This window comes from Rhizobiaceae bacterium, from assembly GCA_023953845.1.
Taxonomy (GTDB): Bacteria; Pseudomonadota; Alphaproteobacteria; order Rhizobiales; family Rhizobiaceae; genus Arvimicrobium.
Map to the genome: position 1 here is coordinate 3,415,037 of JAMLJC010000001.1, position 24,006 is coordinate 3,439,042.

21 protein-coding genes and 1 tRNA gene are annotated in these 24,006 nt (G+C 65.0%); 16 read left to right on the top strand and 6 right to left on the bottom strand.

The window, feature by feature from the left end; genetic code table 11:
* Nucleotides 1–102: 102 nt before the first annotated feature.
* The 7 genes from M9955_16730 (at nucleotide 103) to M9955_16760 (ending at nucleotide 5,666) form a co-directional block, all read left to right on the top strand.
* Nucleotides 103–1,101, top strand: a complete 999-nt coding sequence (locus tag M9955_16730; protein ID MCO5083290.1) for a ketoacyl-ACP synthase III — start codon at nucleotides 103–105, stop codon at nucleotides 1,099–1,101.
* Nucleotides 1,098–2,063 carry an NAD(P)-dependent oxidoreductase gene (locus M9955_16735; GenBank protein ID MCO5083291.1) on the top strand — a complete coding sequence of 322 codons (966 nt, stop codon included), beginning with the start codon at nucleotides 1,098–1,100 and terminating at the stop codon, nucleotides 2,061–2,063. The genes M9955_16730 and M9955_16735 overlap by 4 nt, the downstream gene beginning before the upstream one ends.
* On the top strand, nucleotides 2,060–2,848 hold the full coding sequence (locus M9955_16740) for an MBL fold metallo-hydrolase (GenBank protein MCO5083292.1): 789 nt from the start codon (nucleotides 2,060–2,062) through the stop codon (nucleotides 2,846–2,848). The genes M9955_16735 and M9955_16740 overlap by 4 nt, the downstream gene beginning before the upstream one ends.
* Nucleotides 2,849–2,952: 104 nt before the next feature.
* The gene (locus tag M9955_16745; protein ID MCO5083293.1) at nucleotides 2,953–3,198 is read left to right on the top strand and encodes a type II toxin-antitoxin system prevent-host-death family antitoxin; all 246 of its coding nucleotides are present in this window, start codon (nucleotides 2,953–2,955) and stop codon (nucleotides 3,196–3,198) included.
* Complete coding sequence (locus M9955_16750; protein ID MCO5083294.1) at nucleotides 3,195–3,650, top strand: PIN domain-containing protein; 456 nt, start codon at nucleotides 3,195–3,197, stop codon at nucleotides 3,648–3,650. The genes M9955_16745 and M9955_16750 overlap by 4 nt, the downstream gene beginning before the upstream one ends.
* A gap of 9 nt (nucleotides 3,651–3,659) precedes the next feature.
* On the top strand, nucleotides 3,660–4,946 hold the full coding sequence (locus M9955_16755) for a hypothetical protein (GenBank protein MCO5083295.1): 1,287 nt from the start codon (nucleotides 3,660–3,662) through the stop codon (nucleotides 4,944–4,946).
* 426 nt (nucleotides 4,947–5,372) lie between these two features.
* Nucleotides 5,373–5,666, top strand: a complete 294-nt coding sequence (locus M9955_16760) for a protamine-2 (modular protein) (GenBank protein MCO5083296.1) — start codon at nucleotides 5,373–5,375, stop codon at nucleotides 5,664–5,666.
* A 7-nt stretch (nucleotides 5,667–5,673) separates the two neighbouring features.
* Here M9955_16760 and M9955_16765 read toward each other — a convergent pair.
* Nucleotides 5,674–5,748: transfer RNA gene (locus tag M9955_16765), tRNA-Gln, on the bottom strand.
* 238 nt (nucleotides 5,749–5,986) lie between these two features.
* Between M9955_16765 and M9955_16770 the strand changes: the two genes are divergently transcribed.
* From M9955_16770 to cysQ, 4 genes are all read left to right on the top strand, one after another.
* A complete protein-coding gene (locus M9955_16770) occupies nucleotides 5,987–7,312 on the top strand; it encodes an O-antigen ligase family protein (GenBank protein MCO5083297.1) in 1,326 nt (441 codons plus the stop codon).
* Between the two features lie 209 nt (nucleotides 7,313–7,521).
* Nucleotides 7,522–8,436, top strand: a complete 915-nt coding sequence (gene cysD / locus M9955_16775; protein ID MCO5083298.1) for a sulfate adenylyltransferase subunit CysD — start codon at nucleotides 7,522–7,524, stop codon at nucleotides 8,434–8,436.
* A gap of 11 nt (nucleotides 8,437–8,447) precedes the next feature.
* Entirely contained in the window at nucleotides 8,448–10,379 is a 1,932-nt protein-coding gene (gene cysN, locus M9955_16780) for a sulfate adenylyltransferase subunit CysN (protein MCO5083299.1), read from the top strand.
* The gene (gene cysQ / locus M9955_16785) at nucleotides 10,342–11,172 is read left to right on the top strand and encodes a 3'(2'),5'-bisphosphate nucleotidase CysQ (protein ID MCO5083300.1); all 831 of its coding nucleotides are present in this window, start codon (nucleotides 10,342–10,344) and stop codon (nucleotides 11,170–11,172) included. Before cysN ends, cysQ begins: the two co-directional genes overlap by 38 nt.
* Before the next feature lie 33 nt (nucleotides 11,173–11,205).
* Here the strand turns inward: cysQ and M9955_16790 are convergent, their stop codons facing one another.
* Complete coding sequence (locus M9955_16790; GenBank protein ID MCO5083301.1) at nucleotides 11,206–12,072, bottom strand: LysR substrate-binding domain-containing protein; 867 nt, start codon at nucleotides 12,070–12,072, stop codon at nucleotides 11,206–11,208.
* A 92-nt stretch (nucleotides 12,073–12,164) separates the two neighbouring features.
* On the opposite strand from M9955_16790, the gene M9955_16795 reads away from it, so the two are divergent.
* On the top strand, nucleotides 12,165–13,070 hold the full coding sequence (locus tag M9955_16795) for a DMT family transporter (GenBank protein ID MCO5083302.1): 906 nt from the start codon (nucleotides 12,165–12,167) through the stop codon (nucleotides 13,068–13,070).
* Between the two features lie 19 nt (nucleotides 13,071–13,089).
* Here the strand turns inward: M9955_16795 and M9955_16800 are convergent, their stop codons facing one another.
* From M9955_16800 to M9955_16815, 4 genes are all read right to left on the bottom strand, one after another.
* Nucleotides 13,090–14,127 carry a phosphatase PAP2 family protein gene (locus tag M9955_16800; GenBank protein ID MCO5083303.1) on the bottom strand — a complete coding sequence of 346 codons (1,038 nt, stop codon included), beginning with the start codon at nucleotides 14,125–14,127 and terminating at the stop codon, nucleotides 13,090–13,092.
* Nucleotides 14,128–14,528: 401 nt separating this feature from the next.
* Nucleotides 14,529–15,671: a DegT/DnrJ/EryC1/StrS aminotransferase family protein gene (locus M9955_16805; GenBank protein MCO5083304.1), complete on the bottom strand. Its 1,143-nt coding sequence runs from the start codon at nucleotides 15,669–15,671 to the stop codon at nucleotides 14,529–14,531.
* 239 nt (nucleotides 15,672–15,910) lie between these two features.
* The gene (locus tag M9955_16810; protein MCO5083305.1) at nucleotides 15,911–16,834 is read right to left on the bottom strand and encodes a carbohydrate kinase; all 924 of its coding nucleotides are present in this window, start codon (nucleotides 16,832–16,834) and stop codon (nucleotides 15,911–15,913) included.
* 105 nt (nucleotides 16,835–16,939) lie between these two features.
* A complete protein-coding gene (locus M9955_16815; protein MCO5083306.1) occupies nucleotides 16,940–18,163 on the bottom strand; it encodes an ROK family transcriptional regulator in 1,224 nt (407 codons plus the stop codon).
* A gap of 216 nt (nucleotides 18,164–18,379) precedes the next feature.
* Here M9955_16815 and M9955_16820 point away from each other — a divergent pair, with 216 nt between their 5' ends.
* The 4 genes from M9955_16820 (at nucleotide 18,380) to M9955_16835 (ending at nucleotide 23,979) form a co-directional block, all read left to right on the top strand.
* Nucleotides 18,380–19,396 (top strand): sugar ABC transporter substrate-binding protein, encoded by a 1,017-nt coding sequence (locus M9955_16820; GenBank protein ID MCO5083307.1) that lies wholly within the window; start codon nucleotides 18,380–18,382, stop codon nucleotides 19,394–19,396.
* Nucleotides 19,397–19,523: 127 nt separating this feature from the next.
* Nucleotides 19,524–20,594 (top strand): ABC transporter permease, encoded by a 1,071-nt coding sequence (locus M9955_16825; protein MCO5083308.1) that lies wholly within the window; start codon nucleotides 19,524–19,526, stop codon nucleotides 20,592–20,594.
* Nucleotides 20,594–21,376, top strand: a complete 783-nt coding sequence (locus M9955_16830) for an ATP-binding cassette domain-containing protein (protein ID MCO5083309.1) — start codon at nucleotides 20,594–20,596, stop codon at nucleotides 21,374–21,376. Before M9955_16825 ends, M9955_16830 begins: the two co-directional genes overlap by 1 nt.
* A 137-nt stretch (nucleotides 21,377–21,513) precedes the next feature.
* Entirely contained in the window at nucleotides 21,514–23,979 is a 2,466-nt protein-coding gene (locus tag M9955_16835) for a glycogen/starch/alpha-glucan phosphorylase (GenBank protein ID MCO5083310.1), read from the top strand.
* Nucleotides 23,980–24,006: the final 27 nt, after the last annotated feature.

Below are 24,006 nucleotides of genomic sequence, written 5' to 3' on the forward strand. Positions count from 1 at the left end.
GTTCAATACGGGGTGTCGGCCATGCTCGACAGCTTTGCGAAAGCGTCAGATGCGGTCGTAGCGGTGTCCGCGGGAAATCCCGCTCGGTTAGTCATGGATCGGATGCTGGCGCGAGTCAGGATCGCCGGCACCGGCGTCTTCGTCCCACCGACGATCCGCATCAGCGCCGGGATCGACGCTGAACTCGGCCGCCCAGCCGGCATGACCGAAAAGCGGGTCGGTGTGAAAAGCCGGCCGGTCGTCACCACCGAATCCACCAGCGCCATGGCGATCGACGCGGCGAGCCGGGCGGTGGAGCGATCCGGCATGAACACGCAGGAGATCGACCTCGTCCTTTTCGCCGCAGCCGTTCCCGAACAGCCGATCCCGGCGACCGCGCCGCTGATCCAGCAGGCGCTGGGACTCGGGCGAGCGCGTATCCCGGCCTTCGACGTCAATGCCAGTTGCCTGAGCTTCGTCGTGGCCTTCGACATTGCCGCGCAGATGATCGAGGCGGGCAGGGCGCGGAACGTGCTGATCGCGTCGAGCGAGATTCCGTCGCGTGCGCTGCCCTGGAAGCAAAGCCCTGATACGGCAGCGCTTTTCGGCGACGGCGCGGCGGCAATCGTGTTGTCCGCGAACCGTGGCGGCAGCGGCGGCGTCGCGGCGTTCCACATGGAAACCTGGCCTGAGGGTTACCGCGATTGCGAACTCGCCGCCGGCGGCACGCGCTTCGACTTCCACCGCGATGCGGCGGGATTTGCCGACAACGCCGTTTTCCGTATGGACGGCAAGGCCGCGTACAAGCTGGCGGCGAAGGTCATCGCTCCCTTCTTCGAGGCGCTGCTCGGCAAGGCCGGCTGGCGCTGGAGCGACGTCGATCTGGTCGTGCCGCATCAGGCGAGCCGTGGGTCGCTCGACCATCTGGTGCAGAAGCTGAGAATCCCGCGCGAGAAGATCGTCGACCTCATCGCCACGCACGGCAACCAGATCGCCGCGTCGATCCCGACCGCGCTACATGACGCCATCGCGACGGGCAGGGCGCGCAAAGGATCGAAAGTGCTCGTGGTGGGCACGTCGGCCGGCTTCTCGGTCGGCGGCTTCTGCCTCGAAATGGCATGAGGATCGCGGTCACCGGCGCGACGGGCTTTCTCGGCAGGCGGGTCGTGGAACAGGCCGCCCGCCGCGGCCATCAGGTCGTGGCGACCGGACGCGGAATCACCGGACCGGGCGATTTCGGCGGACGGGCGAATTTCATGCGCTGCGACCTCGCCGACGCCGAAGGGTTGGCGCGGGTCTTCGACGGCTGCGGGGCAGTTATTCATTCTGCGGCCTTGTCTTCCGACTGGGGACCCGATTCCGCTTTCGAGCGGACCAATGTCGAAGGTACGCGCAATGTGGTCGCGGCGGCGGAACGGGCAGGGGTGCGGCGTCTCGTGCATGTCTCCTCGACCAGCGTCTACTTCGCCTTCGAGGACCGGCTGAACCTCGCCGAGGGCGCGCCGCTGCCAAGGCCGGTCAACGCCTATGCGCGCACGAAACGCGCGGCGGAGGAGGTGGCGCGCGGCTTTCGCGGCGAGGTGTTTGTAGCCCGCCCGCGCGGCCTGTTCGGGCCGGGCGATCCGCATCTCCTGCCGCGCCTGCTGAAGGTGGCGGAGCGCCGACCGCTGCCTCTGCTGCGCGGTGGGGGCGCGAAGGTGGATATCACCGACATCTCCGTCGCGGCCGACGCGGTGCTGGCGATGGCGGAGGCCGATGCGTCAACCGCCGGAACCTACAATGTCTCGCATGGCGAGCCGATCGAAATCCGCGCACTGGTCGAGCGGCTGTTTTCCGGCCTCAAACGAGAGGTTCGGTGGCGCGCCATGCCGGTGCCCGTCGCGCTGGGAGGCGCGCGCCTGCTCGAACTTCTGGCGCGGACGAGCGGCCGCCCGCCTCTGGTGACGGCCTATGCGCTCGGCCTCTTCGCCTTCTCGCAGACGCTGGACCTGACAAATATCGGCCAAAGGCTGGGCTGGAAGCCTGCGCTTGGCCGCGACGAGGCGATCGAACGGACCATCGCGGCATCGAGGGTTTTGATGTGAAGCTGAGCTTTCCCGTCAGCGCCACCGTAACCGCGCGCCGCTGGCTGGTCGATGCCGAAGCCGGATGGACAAGCACGGATTTCCCGATCCGCTACGGCCTCATGGAACGGGCGGACGGCCTTGCGCTGATCGATACCGGCTACAGTCCGGAGCTTTTCTCCGCGCCCGACCTTGCCATCCGCCTCTATCGCAACCTGCTGCGGCCGACACTCGATCCGGCGCAGGACGCGCTGGCGGTCGTGCAGGCGAAAGGCGCCAAGACGGCCGACGTGCGCGACATCGTCGTGACGCATCTCCATGCCGATCACATCTGCGGCTTGCGGCGCTTTCTGTATGCGCGGCTGCATATGTCGCGCGCCTCGCTGGCGATCTGGCGGGCCAGTCCGAGCCGGCATGACCTCACGATGGCGTTCTACCGTTCGCTGATGCCGGCCCTCGCCGAAACGACGGTGCGCGTGATCGAGGATGCGCCGCGCGTGCCGCTGCCGTGGGGCGGGGCGGGGCACGATATATTCGGCGACGGCTCGGCGGTGGCTGTCGATCTGCCCGGTCATATGGCAGGCCATTTCGGGCTGTTTTTCGGGGAGCGGGAACGGCCGCTGCTTTATGCCGCCGATACCGACTGGACGCTTCCGCCTCTGCTTTCCGGCCGCGAGCCGAACTGGCCGGCGCGTCTGGTCGTGCATGACCGCGAGGCGGCGCGGCGAAGCGGAGAATTGGTGCGCGCGGCGACAGCGTGGGGAGCGGAATTGTTGCTGGCTCACGATCCGGAGTCGTGGCCGTGAGTGTGCGCTGGGCAATGGCGGGGCCGAGCGGCTTTGATGAGCCGACTTGCGTGACGCCTAACCCTACCTTATTGTAGGCAATATAACTACTAAGAAGGTGCTCTATGGAAGAGGCTGTTTCGGCGGCGGATGCCAACCGCAAATTTTCTGTCATCCTGCGCAACGTGCGCGAGGGCCAGAGCTATGTGGTGACGAGCCACGGACGGCCCGTCGCGCGCATCGTTCCCGCCGACAGACGCGAAAGCGCGACGTCCGGAGCGCGTGCGGCGCTCTTGGCGCGCCTTGAGCGTCAACCCATTGCCGATGCCGGGCAATGGACGCGCGACGAACTTTACGAGGACGAGCGTTGAAGATCGCGCTGGACACCAACATTCTTGCATATGCGGAGGGCGTCAACGGGATCGAGAAGCGCAATATCATTCTCGAAATCATCCGCAGGCTCCCGCAAGGAGCGGCGATCATTCCTGTTCAAGTGCTTGGCGAACTGTTCAACGTTCTCAGGCGCAAAGCCGGAAAGTCGCCGATGGAAGCCCGCGAGGCTATGTTGAGTTGGTGCGATACGTTCCCGGTCGTCGAGACAGGGTCCGACGCCATGCTGACGGCGGCCGATCTCGCCACGGATCACCATTTCGGCATCTGGGATGCGGTCATGCTCTCCGTGTCGTCCCGGGCTGGCTGCAGACTGCTTCTATCGGAAGATCTTCAGGATGGTTTCACATGGGGTGGCGTGACGGTCGTCAATCCCTTTGCCTCGCCGCGTCATGCACTGCTGGAATCGATGTTGAGAGGGAATGGCGCATAGGCCACGGTAATGACCGGCGCGCTCTCGATCCTCGCCGCCTATGCCGCCAAGCGCTGGACACTGGCGAGGCTGCGCACGCCCGGACAGGTCGCCGCGCGGCAGCGGCTGATGTTGAATCGGCAACTGACCGGAATCGCGCAAGCGATTCCTTTCTATGGGCAATTCGCCGGTCGACCTTTCGCCGAATGGCCCGTCATGGACAAGGCGGGCGCGTTTGAGAATTTCAGCGCGCTCAACGCCCACGGCATCAGCCGCGACACGGCGTGGGCGGCGGCGGAGGAGGGGCTGCGCAGCGGCAACGGCTCGGGCCGCATCGGCGCGCTGACGGTCGGCACCAGTTCCGGCACGTCGGGCAATCGCGGCCTGTTTCTCGTCTCGGAACGCGAGCGCTGCCTCTGGCTTGGCTCCATTCTCGCCAAGACCCTGCCGGATTTTCCTTTCCGCGCGCATCGCGTGGCGGTGATGCTTTCCACGGCGAACGAACTGTACGAGACGACGCGGCGTTCAAGCCGGCTCGCCTTCGCCTTCTTCGACATCCGCAAGGGCGTGGAGGGTCATATCGGGGAACTCGAACGGTTCCGCCCCGACACGATCGTCGCTCCACCGAAGGCCCTGCGCGCCCTGGCGGAATTCGGCGCAGACCTGCCGCTGCAAAAAATCTTCGCCGGCGGCGAGGTGCTCGACCCTCTCGATGCCGATCAGGCCGAACGCGCTTTCGGCGTCCGCCCGCGCTCGATCTATCAGGCGACGGAGGGGTTTCTGGGCGTCGCTTGCGCGCATGGAAACATCCACCTCAACGAGGACGACATGATCTTCGAGCGCGAGCCGATTCCGGGTCATCCCGACCGCTTTTTGCCGATCATCACCGACCTTCGCCGCACGGCGCAGGCGATGATCCGCTACCGATTGAACGACATTCTGGCGCCGTCGAGGGAAAAGTGCGCCTGCGGCTCGCCGCTTCTCGCGCTGGAGCGCGTCGAAGGCCGCTGCGACGACACGCTGCGCCTGCCGGGTACAATGGGGGGATTTGTCGAAGTGATGCCGGATGCCATACGCGCCGCTATCCTCGACAGCGACCGCTCGATCACCGATTTCCGGGTGAGGCAGACCGAGATGTCAACCGTCGAATTCGCGGTGATGGCGGAAGGGTCTGGCGCCTGGGAGAAGGCGGCGGCGGCGCTGCGCCTCGTGCTTCGGGCACATGCAGTTTCCGAAGACGCTGCGATATTGAGGGGCGGCGGCTTCGAGGTCGATTTCGCCCGCAAGCTGAGACGGATCAGCCGAGACGGGGCATAGCCATCCTCCCGCGGCGCGGACTCATCGAAGATGACTATCGTGCCGCTGAGGGCCTGCTTCTGAAAAAGCCCGTTTCGGCAAGCCGCAACGGGCAGGTCTCGATCCGGATGCGATCAGCGGGGCTTGATCAGACCGCTGATCGGGCCGCTCTCCAGGGGATGCCAGTTGAAGCAACGGGTCATGTTTTCCTCCTTGGCATGATGTTCTCGACAACGAAGATTAGTCATATCGCTATTCTCAGTGTCAAGATGACTTTACTAAAAGGCGCCGTCGACGTGGTGAGGCGACGTTGCGAAAAAGCCGATAGTGCCGCACGATGCGCATCCCGGTCCGGTATCCGAAGGACGGTTTGAAGATGGCCTCTGTTCGGCCCCGACCGGTACGCTATCTAAAAGTTTCGAAGGGACAGAATTTTTGGAGGTTCGGATGGACCGGAGATTATTCCTGACCGGATTGATCGGTATTGCCGGCGTCGCAGCCGTTGCGGGCGTCACGGGCGAGGCCCGCGCCGTCGTTGCGGCTTCGCGCAATGGTATCCTCGATGAACTCGACGCGCCGCAATTCGACGGTTTGCCCGATGCGGAGGTGGAGCAGATCAGGCACCATCGACGCCATCGCCGCCGGCGCGTATGGGAGCGCGTCTGCTACCGTTACCGTCGCCATGGCCGCTGGCGCACCCGCTGCGAGCGCAGACGCGTCTGGAGATGGGTATGGGTCTAGGCTGAAGTGGCTGGGGCGCCAGGATTCGAACCTGGGAATGTCGGTACCAAAAACCGATGCCTTACCGCTTGGCGACGCCCCAATGCTGCGGATCGCCCGCAAGAGGGGCCGTCAATAGCCTGCGGACCCGCTCGCGTCCAGTGACTTGATTGAAATGCGAATTGAACGGTTGCGGTTCACCGGATCGCAGCCATTTCGCGTTGAAGCGTCCTTTCCGGTGCGAGAGAGTGCTTCCATCGTGTCGTGAACCGCTTTAGACCACGGCCACGGGCCGACCTGTTTGCGCCGCCCGATCATGGAACCGAACGCTGGCGGCCCGTTTGCCTTTCACCCCATTGCCTATCGCTGCGGAGTATCGCCGTCTCGCCGGGACGGCGAAGACGGATATCCGCGACGGCAATGCGTCGGTCTTCCTGACGCTTGCCCTTTGCCTTGTCGTGCCGTTCGGCGGGGTCGGCATCGTCGCGGCGATGTCGCTCATGAGCATTGCGGCGAGCCGGGGGAAGCTGCTTGTCGAGGCGCTGAAGCTCTATGCCGGGCCCTGGCTGAAGTCGGACGCCTTCGCGCTGAACCTGCTGATCCTGCTGGTGACGCTCGTGGAAGCGGGACTGGTATTTTATCACGGGGACGATCCGGGCGATCTCGAGAACCAGATCAAGCAGTATGTGATGGCGCTCGCCATACTGCTGACGATCAGGCGCTTCCCGGCCGGCGCCGTGCTCTGGGGCGCGGCGGCGGGCTGTTTCCTTGGCGGATTGATGGCGCTCAGCGATCTCTTCCTGATCGGCCTCGACCGCGCCGACGGCCCGACAAACGCCATCCGGTTCGGCATGCTCGCGGCGCTGCTTTCGGTGTTCTGCCTGATCGGGGCGGTGTTCGGCCGCCCGGCGAAGCTGACGCGCATCGTCATGGCGGTGGCGACATGCGCAGGCATCGTCGCCGTTTTCGCATCCGGCTCGCGCGGCGCGGTTCTGGCCGTGCCCGCCATGCTGCTGCTGCTCGTGCCGCGCCTCTGGCGGAATTCGCGGATGACAGCCATGCTGGCGGGGCTGGTGTTCCTGCTGTTCTCGGTCGCGCTCGGCATATGGCAGGTCAGCCTGATCCGTTCCGACCTCTCAAATCTCATGCAGGCCGCCGACGCCATGGTCACGGGCGGCGACGTCGAGGAACGGTCGGCGCACAACCGCATGGAGATGCTGAAACTCGCGGCCGAACTCTTCGCCGCCCATCCGGTGGCCGGCGTCGGGGCGCATGGCTGGGACGAGGCCGTGGCCGCGCAGATGCGGAACAGCCCACCGGAAACGGCGCTCGACGAGGCGTTCAACCAGCCGCACAACCAGTTCGCCAACGATTTCGCGAAAGGCGGCCTGCTGCGCGGGGTGGGCGGGCTGGCGATGATCTTTTTTCCGCTGTTCCTGTTCCTGAGGCGCCGGCCTTTCCGGAGCGGCCCGGAATCCATCGCGCCGCTGCTCGGCGCCACGACATGCGTCGCCTATTTCGTCTTCTGCCTGACCGAATCGGTGATGGACCTCAGCCTCACGGCCTCGATCTACGCCGTGCTGATCTTCTATCTCATCGCCTCGTCCGAAGGCGCGCCGCTCTCGACGCCGGACGCAGAAAGGCGGGCGGCGCATGCTGCCGGGTGATTATTCCGCGCCTGACGGGCCGTGAGGGAAAAAACATCCGCCGCACGGCAGGGCGGCGCGAGCCGCTGCTTTGTCAGGGCGGCGGCGCGCGTCTAGAAACCACTGAAACATCATGTCTTGATCAGATTCATCGATTTCGACGGCGTCCGTTTCCCGTTCCGCGCAATAAGGGCTTGTGAACGTCGGAAGCTCTGCCAAGGTATCGCGTCATGACCGTCCACCTGACCCACCTGACCCATCTGCAGCGCCTCGAGGCCGAGGCGATCCATATTTTCCGCGAGGTGGCCGCGACCTTCTCCAAGCCCGTCATGCTCTATTCGATCGGCAAGGATTCTTCGGTGCTCCTGCATCTGGCGATGAAGGCCTTCTATCCGGCCAAGCCGCCTTTCCCTATCCTGCATATCGACACGACGTGGAAGTTCCGCGAGATGATCGAGTTCCGCGACCGCATGGCGGCGACGCTCGGCTTCGACCTGCTCGTCCACACCAACGAGGAAGGTGCGACGCACGGCATCAATCCGTTCGATCACGGATCGAACACCTATACGCATGTGATGAAGACCGTGGCGCTGCGGCAGGCGCTGGACAGGCATGGCTTCGACGCGGCCTTCGGCGGCGCGCGGCGCGACGAGGAGAAAAGCCGGGCCAAGGAGCGCATCTTCTCCTTCCGCAATCAGGTGCATGCCTGGGACCCGAAGAACCAGCGGCCGGAGATGTGGAAGATCTACAACACCCGCATCAATCCCGGCGAATCGATCCGCGTCTTCCCGCTCTCCAACTGGACCGAACTCGATATCTGGCAATACATCCTGCAGGAGGACATCCCCATCGTGCCGCTCTATCTCGCCCGGCGGCGTCCGGTGGTGGAGCGCGACGGCATGCTCATCATGCGCGACGACGAGCGCATGGTGCTGAAGCCCGGCGAGGTGCTCGAAAACCGCACGGTCCGCTTTCGCACGCTCGGCTGCTATCCGCTGACGGGCGCCATCGATTCCGATGCGGACACGCTGGAGGCGATCGTCGGCGAGATGCTGACGGCGCGCACCTCCGAGCGGCAGGGCCGCCTCATCGACCGCGACGAGGCCGGCTCGATGGAGAAAAAGAAGCGCGAAGGGTATTTTTGATCGTGCAGAAGCTGAAGACCAGTCAGGAAGTCGCGTTGGCCGACGACGTACGCGATTACCTCGCCGCGCAGGAGAAGAAGACGCTGCTGCGCTTCCTCACCTGCGGCTCGGTGGACGACGGCAAGTCGACGCTGATCGGCCGGCTTCTCTACGACACCAAGCTGATCTTCGAGGACCAGCTTTCGGCGCTGGAGAAGGATTCGAAGAAGCACGGCACCACCGGCGAGGACATCGACTTCGCGCTGCTGGTGGACGGGCTGGAGGCCGAGCGCGAGCAGGGCATCACCATCGACGTCGCCTACCGCTTCTTCGCCACGCCGAAGCGCAAGTTCATCGTGGCCGACACGCCGGGGCATGAGCAGTACACGCGCAACATGGCGACGGGCGCATCGACCACGGACCTCGCCATCGTGCTGGTCGACGCGCGGCAGGGCGTGCTGCCGCAGACGCGCCGCCATTCGATCATCGCCTCGCTGCTCGGCATCCGGCATATCGTGCTGGCGGTCAACAAGATCGATCTGGTCGGCTTCGACGCGAAGGCGTTCGACCGCATCGCGGGCGACTATCGCGCCTTCGCGGAGGAACTCGGCTTCCGGTCGATTGTCGCGGTGCCGCTCTCGGCGCGCTTCGGCGACAATGTCACGGCGCGGTCGGCCAACACGCCTTGGTATGGCGGGCCGAGCCTGCTGGAGCATCTTGAGACAGTCGTCGTGGACGGCGAGGCTGTGGAGCGGCCGTTCCGCTTCCCCGTGCAATACGTCAACCGGCCCAATCTGGACTTTCGCGGCTTTGCCGGCACGGTCGCCTCCGGCGCGGTGGCGACGGGCGACGAGGTGGTGGTCGCCAAGTCCGGCCGCAGCTCGCGGGTGAAACGCATCGTGGCGTTCGGCGGCGACCTGCCGCGCGCCGTCGAGGGGCAGGCTGTGACGCTGATCCTGGAGGACGAGATCGACGCATCGCGGGGCAATCTGCTCGTCGCGCCCGACGCCCGTCCGCATGTCGCCGACCAGTTCTCCGCGAGCCTCGTATGGTTCGACGAAAGCCCGCTGGTGGCCGGGCGCTCCTACATATTGCGGACCGAGACCGATCAGGTGAGCGTGACGGTGACCGAACTCGCGCGCCGCGTGAACATCGACGATCTGAGCGAGGGGCCGGCGAAGTCGCTCAGGATGAACGAGGTCGGCGTCGCCAACCTCTCGACGCAGACGGCGATCGCCTTCGACGCCTTTCGCGAAAACCGCGCCACCGGCGCCTTCATCCTCATCGACCGGCTGAGCAACGCGACCGTCGCGGCCGGCATGATACAGCATCCGCTGCGGCGCGCCGGCAACATCCACTGGCAGGCGATCGATGTCGACCGCAAGGCCCGCGCCTTCCAGAAGCACCAGCGCGCCAAGGTGCTGTGGCTCACGGGGCTTTCGGGCTCCGGCAAATCGACCATCTCGAACCTGCTGGACAAGAGGCTGCACGCTTCCGGCCGGCACAGCTTCATCCTCGACGGCGACAATGTGCGCCACGGCCTCAACCGCGATCTTGGCTTCTCGGATGCCGACCGCGTCGAGAACATCCGCCGTGTGGCGGAAGTCGCCAAGCTGATGGCGGATGCCGGCCTGATCGTACTGGTGTCCTTCATCTCGCCGTTCCGCGCCGAGCGGGAAATGGCCCGCCAGCTGATCGGCGAGGCGGAGTTCGTCGAGATCTTCGTCGACACGCCGATCGAGGAATGCGCCGCGCGCGATCCGAAGGGACTCTACAAGCGGGCCATGGCCGGGGAAATCCGCAACTTCACCGGTATCGATTCGCCCTATGAAGCGCCCGCGAATCCTGAAATCCATCTTGCAACGAGCGGCAAGACGCCCGAAGAGTTGGTGGAACTTGTAGAGAACTGGCTGCGCGAGAAGGACCTTGCAGAGCAGGAATACGACGCCGGCGGCGGCATCTGAGGAAAGCCGGCTTCTGGCCGCCTTCGAGCGGCTGGCGCTGCAGGCCGGCCGCGTCGTGATGGACGTCTTCAACGGCTGCATCGCGGTCGACCAGAAGGCCGACTGCTCACCCGTCACGGAAGCCGACCGCGCCAGCGAAAAGCTCATCTTGGCGGGCCTGCGTGCCGAGTTTCCCGGCATTCCCTGCGTCGCCGAGGAGGAGGCGGCCGCCGGCCTCCTGCCGGACATCATCGGCGGCAGCTTCTTTCTGGTCGATCCGCTCGACGGCACCCGCGAGTTCGTGCAGCGCAATCTCGATTTCACCGTGAACATCGCCTTCGTCCGCAATGGCGAGCCCGTTGCCGGCGTGGTCTACGCCCCGGCCAGCGGCAAGCTCTATCTCGGCGCGAACGGCCGGGCGGAAGCGGCGGAAGTGGACGCCGAGGGCCGCATCGTCAGCCGCCGGCCCATTCATGCGCGGGAAGGACACGATCCGCTGACCGTCGTCGCCAGCCGCTCGCACATGGACGATGAGACGCTTGCCTATATGCGCCGTTTCGAGGCTGCCGAAATCGTGTCGGTGGGCTCGTCGGTGAAGTTCTGCATCCTGGCGGCGGGCGAGGCCGACCTCTATCCGCGCTTCGGCCGCACGATGGAGTGGGACACGGCGGCCGGCGACGCCGTGCTGCGCGCGGCCGGCGGCCGGACCGTCACGCAGGACGGCCGGCCACTGCGATACGGCAAGGCGGAAAACAGCTTCGCCAATCCGCCGTTCATTTCGAGCGGGCGGGTGGCCGGGTCGCCCGGCGCATAGCGTCGTGCATGCGGGGCAGATAATCGGTCCGTCTTACGAACCCAGGGACATCTCGCGCAGACGTCGCGACAGCAGGTCCGCGACCAGGCCGGAACTTTGATCGAGCGTCCCGGATCGATGCAGCCGGATCTCGGCGCCGGGCAGCGTCGGAACATTGTTCCCCGCTGACAGACGCCGCAGGCGCGGGCCGATCATGCTGCCCTTGATGACCGTCACCGCCAGACCCTGATCCACGATGGCTTCGACGGCCGCGAGGCTCGGACTGACATAGGCAAGCCGCCATGGGCGCCCGGCCTCGTTCAGCGCATCGACCGCCCAGGAGCGGAAGAGGCAATCGGGATTGGACAAGGCGACCGGCAAGGGATCGGACTCCTCGACCGCGTGACCCGACGCCGCTACCCAGATCGCGCTCTCCCTGCATATCAGCTCGCCCTCCGAAGCGCCCTCCGGATGCATGGCCAGGACGACGTCGAACGACTGCCCCAGCCGCTTGAGCAGGCGCGAGGTGAGGCCGATCTCCATTTCGATCTGCACAAGGGGAAACCGTTCGGCCACCTCGGCAAGCAGGCGCGGCAGGATTTTCGTGCCGTAGTCCTCCATCACGCCGATCCGGATGCGCCCGGCGAGTTTCTGTCCGGATATGCGGGCAAGCGCCTGTTCGCTGAAGGAGAGGATGCGGCGTGCGTCGAGCAGGAAGTTGTCTCCGACCGCAGTGAGCTCGACATGGGCGGTCGAACGGCGAAAGAGCGGGACGCCGAGACGTTCCTCAAGCCGCCTTACCTGCAAGCTCACGGTAGCCTGCGTGCGGTTGAGCTGTTCAGCCGCCCGGGTGAACGAAAGCCGGTCGGCAACCGCCACGAAGGCGCGCAGGAGATCGGGGTCCAGGCTGGGAATGCTCATAAACGATCATTATCAAGCAAATAGGATTTATTCCATTCCCTTTGATTCATCGGGCCTCTATTCCACCATCGAACCCGAAAGGCCGGATCGCGATGGAACGTCTGGGATTGCTGGCGGCGATTTTGTCCAGCGCTCTGGGCGGCACGGCCGTCGTCGCAACACGTTATCTGGCGGACGCTCTCGATCCAGTCACCATCGGAGCCGTGCGCTTCGCGGGCGGCTTCCTCGTTCTGCTGCCTCTGGCGCTCGCGGAGCGCCACAAATGGCCGGCAAGGAAGGACTGGCTCGGCACCGGCGCACTGGGCCTCCTGTTCTTCGGCCTGTTTCCGGTGCTGTTCAACGCAGCCCTGATCTACACCACTGCGGCCCGCGGAGCACTGGCGCTTTCCACGCTGCCGCTGCTGACCATGGTCGCAGGCGCTATTCTTGGGGTAGAACGACCGACGCCGCGCAAGGGCTTTGGCGTACTGATCGCGATGGCGGGTGTGTCGATCGCACTTGGAACCCGCCTTGAAGCCGCCCCTGCCGGGGCCTGGCGCGGCGACCTCATCATGGTGGCGGCCGCATTCTGCATGGCGCTCTACAATGTCTGGTCGCGCCCGTTCATCTCGCGTTCCGGGCCGCTCCCTTTCGCGGCATTCGGCATGGGAGCTGGCGCCGCAAGCCTGCTGGCCTTTTCCGCAGCGACGGGCGGCCTTGGCGGGCTGACGGAGCTGAACGCGGCACAATGGGCGGCGTGCGGTTATCTCGCCATCGTTTGTGGCGCCTTTATATTCTTCCTCTGGGCATTCGCCCTCGGCCGCACGACACCCACGCTGGTCGCGATCTCGGTGGCGGTCAATCCGGTGACCGCCGCGATGCTGGCCGTCCCTCTGCTCGGCGAGCCGGTCGGCGCCAATCTGATGATGGGGCTGGTGGCCGTGATCGCCGGGATAGCGATCGCCTCGGCTTCGACCAAGGGTCGAGGACCGGGATTGACGCGCTCACCAGAGCCTTGAACGCCTCGCGGCGGCCTTGTCAGGCCGGCTGCATTTCCGTCTTGCTTGCGCCCGCGCTGCGCAGGCGCAACCCGCATGCCCACCAGATGGCGAGCGCCGCGGCGCAGCCGACCACGCCGTCCAGTGCATAATGCCAGCCGAGATGGATCGAGCCGATGAAGATGAGAACGGCATAGGCCGTCATCGCCATGCCGAGACGCCGGCTCAGCGAGAAGCCCACGGCGGCGAAAAGCGCGGCTTGAGCATTGTGCATGCTGGGCATCGCCGAAATGCCGCCGGGGAGGTCGACACGGTTCAGATAAACCTCCCAGAGAAGTTCCCGTGACGCCATCTGCGACAGCGGAAAAATGGTGTCCACATGGGCCAGATACGCGTTGAGCTCGGCAAACGGGTCGGTCAGGGTCGGCTCGAACCTGCCGAAATAGAGCGGTCCGGCCGACGAAAGCAACGTGGCCATCACGATGCCGATGACGACCCACGAAATGACGGTCGCCCGCCAGTAGCGGATACGAACCGCCCGCGGGGTGCGCACGCTGGCGAGCAGTGCCGCCCATACGACGAACGTCATCACGACCCACGATGAATAGAGCAGGTCGAGCAGGATCGTGATCGGCGGATAGCCGACGAAAGGATGGATCAGCTCCCATGGCTGGCGGCCGCCGAACAGCGCCGCTTCCCATCCCGCAAAGGTCGCATCCCAGTCAAACGGCGCGAGAACGGGAATATCCATCTTGTGATAGAGGAAGGCGGCCATGAAAAAGACCATCAGCCCGCAGGCATAGAGAAAGCGCGCGAACTTCAGCCTGACGATCGCCTTGAAGGAGGCGAAGATGTTCGCGAGCAGCGAACCCTCGCCGCCGTTGATCAGCGCGCGCACGCATAACACCAGCAGCAGGCCGCAGATCGCCGCGAGCAGGACACGCCAGATCCGTTCGCCATACTCGGCCAGTTGCGGAAAAATCGATTCGCCACGAATGGCGGCCAGCAGCGCCGTGCCTGCGACGAAGGCGATGAAGCCACCGTAAAAGCCGAGATCGCTTCGTATCTCTTCTTTCAACCAACGTGTGAATCCCGCCGGTCGCGCGTGATCCACCGTGCCTGCTATCGACATCGCCTCGCCCTTCGCCCCGTTCTTTTTTGCATATGCTTAGACGAGCGAGTTTAAGAATTGGCGAAGAAGATATGTGGAATGTTGGAGATCGGCCGCCGTGCAGCCAAGATGTCGGCAGGAAAGGTGGCCGACAGTCCACCCGGTAATAGAGCAGCGATGCTGGAGCACTTCCTGTGAACCTTGGTTCGCTCTGTTTCTCCGATGGCGTGGCGATCCGCCAGGAAGGCGGCGCAGGTCGTACCGGTGGTACGGCCAAGCCCGCCTGACGCCGCGGGCGTCCGCCAGCGGGAAACCCTTCGGGCCGGGTGCATTTGGCCCAAATCCTTCAGCTTCCGGCTCGGCCGTGGCTAGGCCGCCGCGACCCGGACCGGGTTCCCGGCGGCGAAGGTGCGGATCGTCTCGATGATCCTGTCCTGATCCGCCATGGAGAGATAGGGATGCATCGGCAGGCAGAGGATGCGTGACGGCAGCCCTTCCGAGACCGGCAGGCCCGAGGGCGTGCGCGGATAGCGTTCGTAGGCAGCCTGCAGATGCAGCGGCTTCACGTAGTAGATCACGGACGGAATGCCGTTCGCCTGCAGATGCGCCTTCAGTGCGTCGCGGTTCGGTGTCTCGATGGCGTATTGCGCCCAGGCGGAGCGATGGCCGGCCGGGATCTGCGCGACCTTGACGGCGTCGCCGAGACCTTCCGCATAGCGCTTCGCCACGGCCTGCCGCGCCAACATCTCGTCTTCGAGGATGGCGAGCTTCTCGATCAGGATCGCCGCCTGCAACGTATCGAGGCGGGAGTTCAGCCCGACATGGACGTTGTCGTACTGCGTTTCGCCCTTGCCGTGAAAGGCGAAGGAGCGCAGCCGCTCGGCGAGCGCGCCGTCGTTTGTGAACATGGCGCCGCCGTCGCCGTAGCAGCCGAGCGGCTTGGCGGGATAGAAGCTCGTCGAGGCGACGTCGCCGAAGGCGCCGCACATTCTTCCATGCGACGAGCCGCCGATTGCCTGCGCGGCATCCTCGATGACCAGCAGTTTCTCGCGCTTGGCGACCGCGTCGATGGCGGCATAGTCGGCCGCGAGCCCGAACAGGTCGACCGGGATGATCGCCTTCGGCGTCAGTCGGCCTTCCTTGCGGATCGCCGCGATCGCCGCTTCGAGGCTGGCGATGTCGATATTGTAGGTGTCGGGATCGACGTCGACGAAGACCGGTTCGGCATGCGCCAGCGCCGCCACCTCCGCCGTCGCGGCGAAGGTGAAGCTCGGCACGAAGACGGCGTCGCCGGGGCCAATGCCGGAAGCCAGAAGCGGCAGAAGCAGCGCGTCCGTGCCGTTGGCGCAGGCGACCATATGCTTGACGCCGACATAGGCGGCGAGTTGCTTCTCGAATTCGGCGACCTGCGGCCCGAGAATGTAGCGGCCGTCATCGACGACGGCGTCGATGGCCGCGCGCAGCTTCTCACGGATGCGTTCGCGCTGTGCGCCGAGATCGATGAATTGCATCAAAGACTTCCCACCAATGCCTGAATTGCTGCGGGAGATACCAGAGTTGCGGGGGACGAGATAGGCGAGGGCGGCTGCGGCCGATTTGCAGGCCGGATGCCGCGCGTTACCGGATGCGCATTTTTCACACCACAAAAGTCATTTATGATCAATATGTTACGAGAAGCGCGCGATACACCCGCGCCGCAGGCGCTCCTGCCGAAACATAAATTGATCGGGATCCGCGATGTCCGGTGCGCTCAACCGAGCTCGTTGCGCCAGGGCGGATTCGCCCCGGCGCGGGAGACGGTGACCGCCGCCGCATTGGCGCTGAAGGCGAGGATGCGCGCGATCTCGGCCTCGCTCAAGGCCGCCACGCCGGCCCTGGTGAGCCGGCCCTGATCGCGCAGCGAAGCCAGTATGCCGGCATTGATCGTATCGCCGGCTCCGACCGTATCGACCACCGCGACGGTGGGCGCCGGCATCGCCACCCTGTGATTCCCGGAGAAGGCGATCAGGCCGTCGGCGCCCTTCGTGACGATCATCAGTTTCGGCCCGAGGGTCAGCCAGCGAGCGGCGATCTCGTCCGTCGCGCCGTCCTCGCCGAACCAGTCCAGATCCTCGTCCGACAGTTTCACGACGTCGGCCATGGCCAGCATGCGCTTCATACGCGCCAGATGGGCCGGCTTGTCCCTGATGAAGTTCTTGCGGATGTTCGGGTCGAACATCATGACGCGCTTGCCGTGCTCTCGGCGCATCAACGCCTCGTAGGTGGAACCGCAAGGCTCGGGAATGAGACTGATGCAGCTGAAATGCATGGCCTCCACGTCGTCGCCGATCGTCGGGAGATCGGTCTCGTAGAGCATGCGCCCGGCGGTGTTCTCGTCGTAGAACAGGTAGCTGGCGTGCCCGTTCACAAGCCGCACGAAGGCGAGCGTGGTCGGCAGGTCGGAGAATTTTATCGCGTCGAGGCGGACGTTGCTGGCGACCAGCGCGTCCTTCAGCATGCCGCCGAAGAAGTCGGTCGAGATGCCGGTGAAGAAGCCGACGGGGATATCGAGACGGCCAAGCGCGATCGCGGTGTTGAAAACCGCGCCGCCCACATAGGGAGCGAAGGACGGCTCGCCGAGCGACGTGTCGCGCGGCAGCATGTCGATCAGCGCTTCGCCGCAACAGATGATCATGGCAAGAAATCCCGCGCACATGCCGGTTCAAAAGGAAAGGGCCTGCCCGAATAGGCTCGCGGAGCGCGGCCTGCAATAGGCGTGGCGGCACCGGCCCTCACGGCGTCAGTTCCGCTTGGAGAGCAGGTTTGCGCCGATCAGGAAGCGGTCCGACAGCGGCAGGCTGGCGGCGCCGAGCGCCCGCGCATGGATGCCGACCGTGCCCTCGCGGACGGGAGGCGGGCGCAGGCCTTCCGCATCGATCTTCGGGAGCGCGGCGTTGACGGCGTCGACGAGCGCCGCGAGCACCGTCCGCGGCATCCAGCCATCGATGATGGCGGCCTCGAAGTCGATGACCGCCGTGGCGGACACGATGGCATAGGCGAGCGCTTCGCCGGCGGTCTCCAGCCATTGGCCGAGATCCGGCCCGACATCCCCCCAGTCGTCGGGCGAGGTCCACAGGCGCGAGCCGTCGCCGCCGTGCAGCGCCAGCATCTTCTCCAGCCGCGCGATCGAGGCGATGTCGATGAGCTGGCGGGTGCGGCCGTCGCGATCCGGCACAGGCATGGAGCCGAGAGCGCCGGCATTGCCGGAAGGGCCGTCATAGAGGCGCCCGTCCAGCACGACGCCGCCGCCCGCGAAAGCGCCGATGTAGAAATAGACGAAGTCGCGCAGGCCGCCCGTCTCGCCGAAGACGAGCTCGGCGCCGCAGGCCGAGGTTGCGTCGTTCTGCAGATAGACGGGGAAGGGGACCTCGGCCTGCACCTCGGCCTGGATCTTGCGGTAGCGCCACTCGTTCATGATTTCCGCCGGCGCGCCGATCGTGTCGGCCCAGTTCCACAGTTCGAACGGCATGGCGATGCCCAGTCCGGCGATGCGGGCGTCCTGCTCGTCGGTGAGCAGTTTTCGCGCCTTGGCAATGCCGGCATGGACGAAATCGATCGTGTCCTGCGGAGCGGGATAGCGATAGGCGTAGTGCTGCATCGAGCGGACCTTGCCGAGGAAGTCGATCAGCACCAGCTCGGCGCTGCGCCTGCCGATCTTCAGGCCGAGAAAGAAGGCCCCGTCCGGATTGAGCGCCATCGGCACGGAGGGCTGTCCGATGCGGCCCCGGATCGGCTCCTGCCGCACGAGAAGCTGCTCCGCCTCCAGTTCCCGCATGATCACCGAGACGGTCTGCGCCGAAAGGCCGGTCATGCGCGCTATGTCGGATTTGGCCAGCGCGCCGTGCTGGCGGACGAGCGAAAGCACCAGCCGCTCGTTGTAGTCGCGCATGCCGCTCTGGTTGGTTCCGCGGATACGGCTCTCCAACGGCTCGGCGGAACCGTGTTTGGGGTTGCCGGCTTCCAAGATTTCCTCCAGTCTTGGCGATGCGCAAGGCGAAAGGATGCGCGCAGTGCGGTCGGCTGTCAATACTTAAATAAGAGTGATTTAATTATTGACAGCGCTACCAGAATGTGTTGGTGAAAGGAAGGCCGAGGTCGGCCGGCTCCGGGCGCGGGAGGCGCGCCGCCGGGCTTGAGTGTTTGGTTCCACTGGGAGGAAACGGTGAACAAGAAATCGCTTTTGAGAACGACTGTACTCGCGGCCGCCGCCATGGGGCTGGCCAGCTTCGCCATGCCGGCTTCCGCGCAGGAAATCGGCGCCTGCCTGATCACCAAGACGGACAGCAATCCCTTCTTCGTGAAGATGAAGGAAGGCGCGACCGCCAAGGCCCAGGAGCTGGGCGTGACTCTGAAATCCTATGCCGGCAAGATCGACGGCGACAATGAAAGCCAGGTCGCGGCGATCGAGACCTGCATCGCCGACGGCGCCAAGGGCATCCTGCTGACGCCGTCCGACACCAAGGCGATCGTGCCTTCGGTGCAGAAGGCGCGGGCGGCGGGCGTGCTCGTCATCGCGCTCGACACGCCGCTCGAGCCGATCAGCGAAGCCGACATGACGTTTGCCACCGACAACCGCGAGGCCGGCCGCCTGATCGGCAAGTGGGCCGCCGCCACGATGGGCGACAAGGCCAAGGATGCCGTCATCGGCTTCCTCAACATCAACCCGTCCTACCCGACCGTCGACGTGCTGCGCGACCAGGGCTTCCAGGAAGGCTTCGGCATCGACGTCAAGAACCCTGACCTCATCGGCGACGAGGACGACCCGCGCATCGCCGGCCATGACTTCACCGACGGCAACGAGGAAGGCGGCCTGCGGGCCATGGAGAACCTTCTCCAGAAAAACCCGAACATCAATGTGATCCACACCATCAACGAGCCTGCCGCAGCCGGCGCCTATCAGGCGCTGAAGTCGGTCGGCAAGGAGAACGACGTGCTGATCGTGTCGGTCGATGGCGGCTGCCCGGGCGTCAAGAACGTGGCCGAGGGCATCATCGGCGCGACCTCCCAGCAATACCCGCTGCTGATGGCGTCGATGGGCATCGAGGCGATCAAGAAGTTCGCGGACAGCGGCGAGAAGCCGAAAGCCACAGACGGCAAGGACTTCTTCGACACGGGCGTGACGCTGATCACCGACAAGCCGGCTGAGGGCGTGCCGTCGATCGACACCAAAGAAGGTCTCAACAAGTGCTGGGGCTGATCCCATCAGCCTGATGTGACGAACCCGGAAGGGCGGCGAGCGCCGCCCTTCCGGACCGTGCGGTGACGGGCAGTGAGGAACATGCCCGTCACACCGCTCCTCTGCGGCAAGGTGGGAAAAAGGCGCAATGAGCACATCGGAACACAGCGAAACCGTAGAAAGCGTGCTCGAACGGAGCGATACGTCGATCGCTTCGTTCGACGATCACGACCAGGGTCTCATTCGCAGGATACAGAACTATCTGCACTCCAATCCGGCCGCCGTGCCGTTGATCGTGCTCGTCATCTCGCTGATCTGTTTCGGCGTCCTGCTCGGCGGCAAGCTGTTCTCCGCCTTCACTCTGACGCTGATCCTCCAACAGGTGGCGATCACCGGCATCATCGGCGCGGCGCAGACGCTGGTCATCCTGACCGCCGGCATCGACCTGTCGGTCGGTGCGATCATGGTGCTGTCCTCGGTGGTCATGGGCCAGTTCACCTTCCGCTACGGCTTTCCGCCGGTGCTTTCGATCATTTGCGGCTTCATGGTGGGCGCGATCTGCGGCTACGTGAACGGCCTGCTGGTCTCGAAGATGAAGCTGCCGCCCTTCATCGTGACGCTGGGCTCCTGGCAGATCATCCTCGCCATCAACTTCATCTACTCGGCCAACGAGACGATCCGCTCGCAGGACATCGACGCCGAGGCGCCGATCCTGAAATTCTTCGCCAACGACATCAGGGCGGGCGGGGCGGTGTTCACCTACGGCGTCATCTCGATGGTGCTGCTGGTCGTCCTTCTCTGGTACGTGCTCAACCACACGGCCTGGGGACGGCATGTCTACGCTGTGGGCGACGATCCGGACGCCGCCGAGCTTTCCGGCGTGCGCACCAGCCGCGTGCTGCTGCAGGTCTACACGCTGGCCGGCATCATCTGCGCCTTCGGCGCCTGGGTGCTGATCGGACGCGTCGGGGCGATCTCGCCGACGTCCGGCGCCTTCGCCAACATCGAATCCATCACCGCCGTGGTGATCGGCGGCATATCGCTGTTCGGCGGCCGCGGCTCGATCCTCGGCATGATCTTCGGCGCGCTGATCGTCGGCCTGTTTTCTCTGGGGCTGCGGATGCTCGGCACCGACCCGCAATACACCTACATGATGATCGGCGTTCTCATCATCCTCGCGGTGGCGGTCGATCAATGGATCAGAAAGGTCGCGGGCTGATGAGTGTCGAACCTCTCCTCAAGGCGCGCGGACTGGTCAAGCGCTATGGCCGCGTCACGGCGCTCGATCATGCGGATTTCGACCTCTATCCGGGCGAGATCCTCGCGGTGATCGGCGACAACGGCGCCGGCAAGTCCTCTCTCATCAAGGTCCTATCGGGCGCCATCACGCCCGACGAGGGCGAGATCACGCTGGACGGCCAGCCGGTGACTTTCTCCAACCCGATGGCGGCGCGGGCGGCCGGCATCGAGACCGTCTACCAGAACCTCGCCTTGTCGCCGGCGCTTTCCATCGCCGACAACATGTTCATGGGCCGCGAGATCAGGAAGCCGGGCTTCATGGGCGGCTGGTTCCGGCAGCTCGACAAGTCCGCCATGGCCAAGATGGCGCGCGGCAAGCTGTCGGAGCTAGGCCTGATGACCATCCAGAACATCCATCAGCCGGTGGAGACGCTTTCCGGCGGCCAGCGGCAGGGCGTGGCGGTGGCGCGCGCGGCGGCCTTCGGCTCCAAGGTCGTCATCATGGACGAGCCGACCGCCGCTCTGGGCGTCAAGGAGTCCCGGCGCGTGCTGGAGCTGATCCTCGACGTGAAGAAACGCGGCCTGCCGATCGTGCTCATCTCGCACAACATGCCGCATGTGTTCGAGGTGGCCGACCGCATCCACATCCATCGGCTCGGCCGGCGGCTCTGCGTGGTCGATCCCAAGCAGATTTCCATGTCCGACGCGGTCGCCCTGATGACCGGCGCCAAGAAGCCGCCGGAAGAGGCGCTGGCGGCCTGAACCGCCGCCATCGCTTTTCATTCCAATCGATTGAGCTTGTACATCGATCATGCAACAAAGGCGCCGGGAGGATCGTCTCGCGCGGGCAGGCCTGGGATTTTCAACAGCGCACGCCCGGCTACCCTGACGAGGCAATGATGACGGGCGCCATGATCAAGCTTCCCAAGCCGACAATCGACGATTCCGATCCGAAGGCCCTCGCGGCCGAGATCCTGACCTGCCTGCGCTACCGCGTCGGCAAGGACGCGACCGTCGCCACTCCCTATGACTGGCTGACGGCCTCCATAAAAGTGGTGCGCGACCGCATCATCGAGCACTGGATCGACTCGACCAAGGAGGCCTATGAGCAGAGTTCCAAGCGCGTCTATTACCTGTCGCTGGAATTCCTGATCGGCCGCCTGATGCGCGACGCCTTCTCCAATCTCGGCATGCTCGACAAGATGCGGCAGGCGCTGGCGACGCTGAATGTCGACATCGACGTCATCGCCGCGCTGGAGCCGGACGCGGCGCTGGGCAATGGCGGCCTCGGTCGGCTGGCAGCCTGCTTCATGGAAAGCATGGCGACCGTCGACATTCCCGCGCATGGCTACGGCATCCGCTACGCCAACGGCATGTTCCGCCAGGAAATCTCCAATGGCTGGCAGGTCGAGCTGCCCGAGACATGGCTCGACCACGGCAATCCGTGGGAGTTCGAGCGGCGCGAGCGCTCCTTCCAGGTCGGCTATGGCGGCACGGTCGAGTCCGTGACCACCAAGGACGGACGCCTCGAACGCCACGTCTGGAACCCGAGCGATCATGTGCTCGCCGTCGCCTACGACACGCCGGTCGTCGGCTGGCGCGGCAACCGCGTCAACACGCTGCGCCTGTGGTCCGGCATGCCGGTGGACCCGATCCTGCTTGATCGCTTCAACGCCGGCGACCATATCGGCGCGCTGGCCGAGAGCAACATGGCGGACGCCCTGTCGCGCGTGCTTTATCCGGCCGACTCGCATAGCGCCGGACAGGAACTGCGTCTCAAGCAGGAATATTTCTTCTCCTCGGCCTCGCTGCAGGACATCCTGCAGCGTCATATCAGCCAGTATGGCGAGCTGACATCGCTGCCCGACAAGGCGGCGATCCACATGAACGACACGCATCCGGCGATCGCCGTGCCGGAGCTGATGCGGCTGCTGATGGACATCCACGGCATCGACTTCGACACGGCGTGGGACCTCACAAGGCGCACCTTCGCCTATACCAACCACACGCTGCTGCCGGAGGCGCTGGAAAGCTGGCCGGTGCCGCTGATGGAGCGGCTGCTGCCGCGCCACATGCAGATCATCTACGCCATCAATGCCGAAGTGCTGCTGGAGGCGCGCATCTCGCGGCAGTTCGACGACGACGCCATCCGGCGCATCTCGCTGATCCAGGAGGACGGCGAGCGGCGCGTGCGCATGGGCAATCTAGCCTTCGTCGGCTCGCACTCGATCAACGGCGTCTCGGCGCTGCACACGGAACTGATGAAGGACACCGTGTTCGCCGACCTCAACAAGCTCTATCCGGACCGGATCAACAACAAGACCAACGGCATCACGCCGCGCCGCTGGCTGATCCAGTGCAATCCGGGCCTGACCCGCCTGATCGGGGAAACGATCGGCGAGGGGTTTCTCGACGACATCACCGATATCGAGGGCATCGACAGGTTCGCCTCGGACGCCACGTTCCGCGAGAAGTTCGCGGCGGTGAAGCGCGAGAACAAGGTGAGGCTGTCGAACCTCATCGGCGAAAGGCTGGGCTTCAGGATCGACCCTTCGGCGCTGTTCGACGTGCAGATCAAGCGCATCCACGAATACAAGCGGCAACTGCTCAACATCATCGAGGCGGTGGCGCTCTATGACGAGATCCGCTCGCATCCCGAAAGAGACTGGCTCCCGCGCGTAAAACTGTTCGGGGGGAAAGCCGCGCCGAGCTACGCGAACGCCAAGCTGATCATCAAGCTGATCAACGATGTGGCGAAGGTGGTGAACCGCGACCCGGCGGTGCGCGGCCTGCTCAAGATCGCCTTCGTGCCGAACTACAATGTCAGCCTGGCCGAGGTAATGATCCCGGCGGCCGACCTCTCCGAGCAGATCTCGACGGCCGGCATGGAGGCGTCCGGCACCGGCAACATGAAGTTCGCGCTGAACGGAGCTCTGACGATCGGCACGCTGGACGGCGCCAATGTCGAGATCAAGGAGCGGGTCGGCGACGACAACATCATCATCTTCGGCCTGACCGCCGATCAGGTGGCCGAGCGCCGCGCCAACGGCTACAACCCGCGCGCGGTGATCGAGGCGTCGCCGGAACTGTCGCAGGCGCTGTCCGCCATCTCGTCCGGCGTCTTCTCGCCCGACGATCCGAGCCGCTACCGCGACCTCGTCAACGGCCTTTACGACCACGACTGGTTCCAGGTGGCCGGAGATTTCAATGCCTACATGGCGGCGCAGCGGCAGGTCGACGCGATCTGGCGCGACAGCCCGAGCTGGACGGCCAAGGCCATCCACAACGTCGCGCGCATGGCCTGGTTCTCCTCCGATCGCACCATCCGGCAATACGCCCATGACATCTGGAACGTCCCGGCCTGACGGCGTCGTACGACCGGCGCGCCCTCT

Excerpts from the sequence above, each read along its gene's own strand:
- M9955_16730 (MCO5083290.1), top strand. The coding sequence starts at position 103 with ATGCTGGCGCGAGTCAGGATCGCCGGCACCGGCGTCTTCGTCCCACCG.
- M9955_16735 (MCO5083291.1), top strand. The coding sequence starts at position 1,098 with ATGAGGATCGCGGTCACCGGCGCGACGGGCTTTCTCGGCAGGCGGGTC.
- M9955_16745 (MCO5083293.1), top strand. The coding sequence starts at position 2,953 with ATGGAAGAGGCTGTTTCGGCGGCGGATGCCAACCGCAAATTTTCTGTC.
- M9955_16755 (MCO5083295.1), top strand. The coding sequence starts at position 3,660 with ATGACCGGCGCGCTCTCGATCCTCGCCGCCTATGCCGCCAAGCGCTGG.
- M9955_16760 (MCO5083296.1), top strand. The coding sequence starts at position 5,373 with ATGGACCGGAGATTATTCCTGACCGGATTGATCGGTATTGCCGGCGTC.
- cysD (MCO5083298.1), top strand. The coding sequence starts at position 7,522 with ATGACCGTCCACCTGACCCACCTGACCCATCTGCAGCGCCTCGAGGCC.
- M9955_16790 (MCO5083301.1), bottom strand. The coding sequence starts at position 12,072 with ATGAGCATTCCCAGCCTGGACCCCGATCTCCTGCGCGCCTTCGTGGCG.
- M9955_16795 (MCO5083302.1), top strand. The coding sequence starts at position 12,165 with ATGGAACGTCTGGGATTGCTGGCGGCGATTTTGTCCAGCGCTCTGGGC.
- M9955_16805 (MCO5083304.1), bottom strand. The coding sequence starts at position 15,671 with ATGCAATTCATCGATCTCGGCGCACAGCGCGAACGCATCCGTGAGAAG.
- M9955_16810 (MCO5083305.1), bottom strand. The coding sequence starts at position 16,834 with ATGATCATCTGTTGCGGCGAAGCGCTGATCGACATGCTGCCGCGCGAC.
- M9955_16825 (MCO5083308.1), top strand. The coding sequence starts at position 19,524 with ATGAGCACATCGGAACACAGCGAAACCGTAGAAAGCGTGCTCGAACGG.
- M9955_16830 (MCO5083309.1), top strand. The coding sequence starts at position 20,594 with ATGAGTGTCGAACCTCTCCTCAAGGCGCGCGGACTGGTCAAGCGCTAT.
- M9955_16835 (MCO5083310.1), top strand. The coding sequence starts at position 21,514 with ATGACGGGCGCCATGATCAAGCTTCCCAAGCCGACAATCGACGATTCC.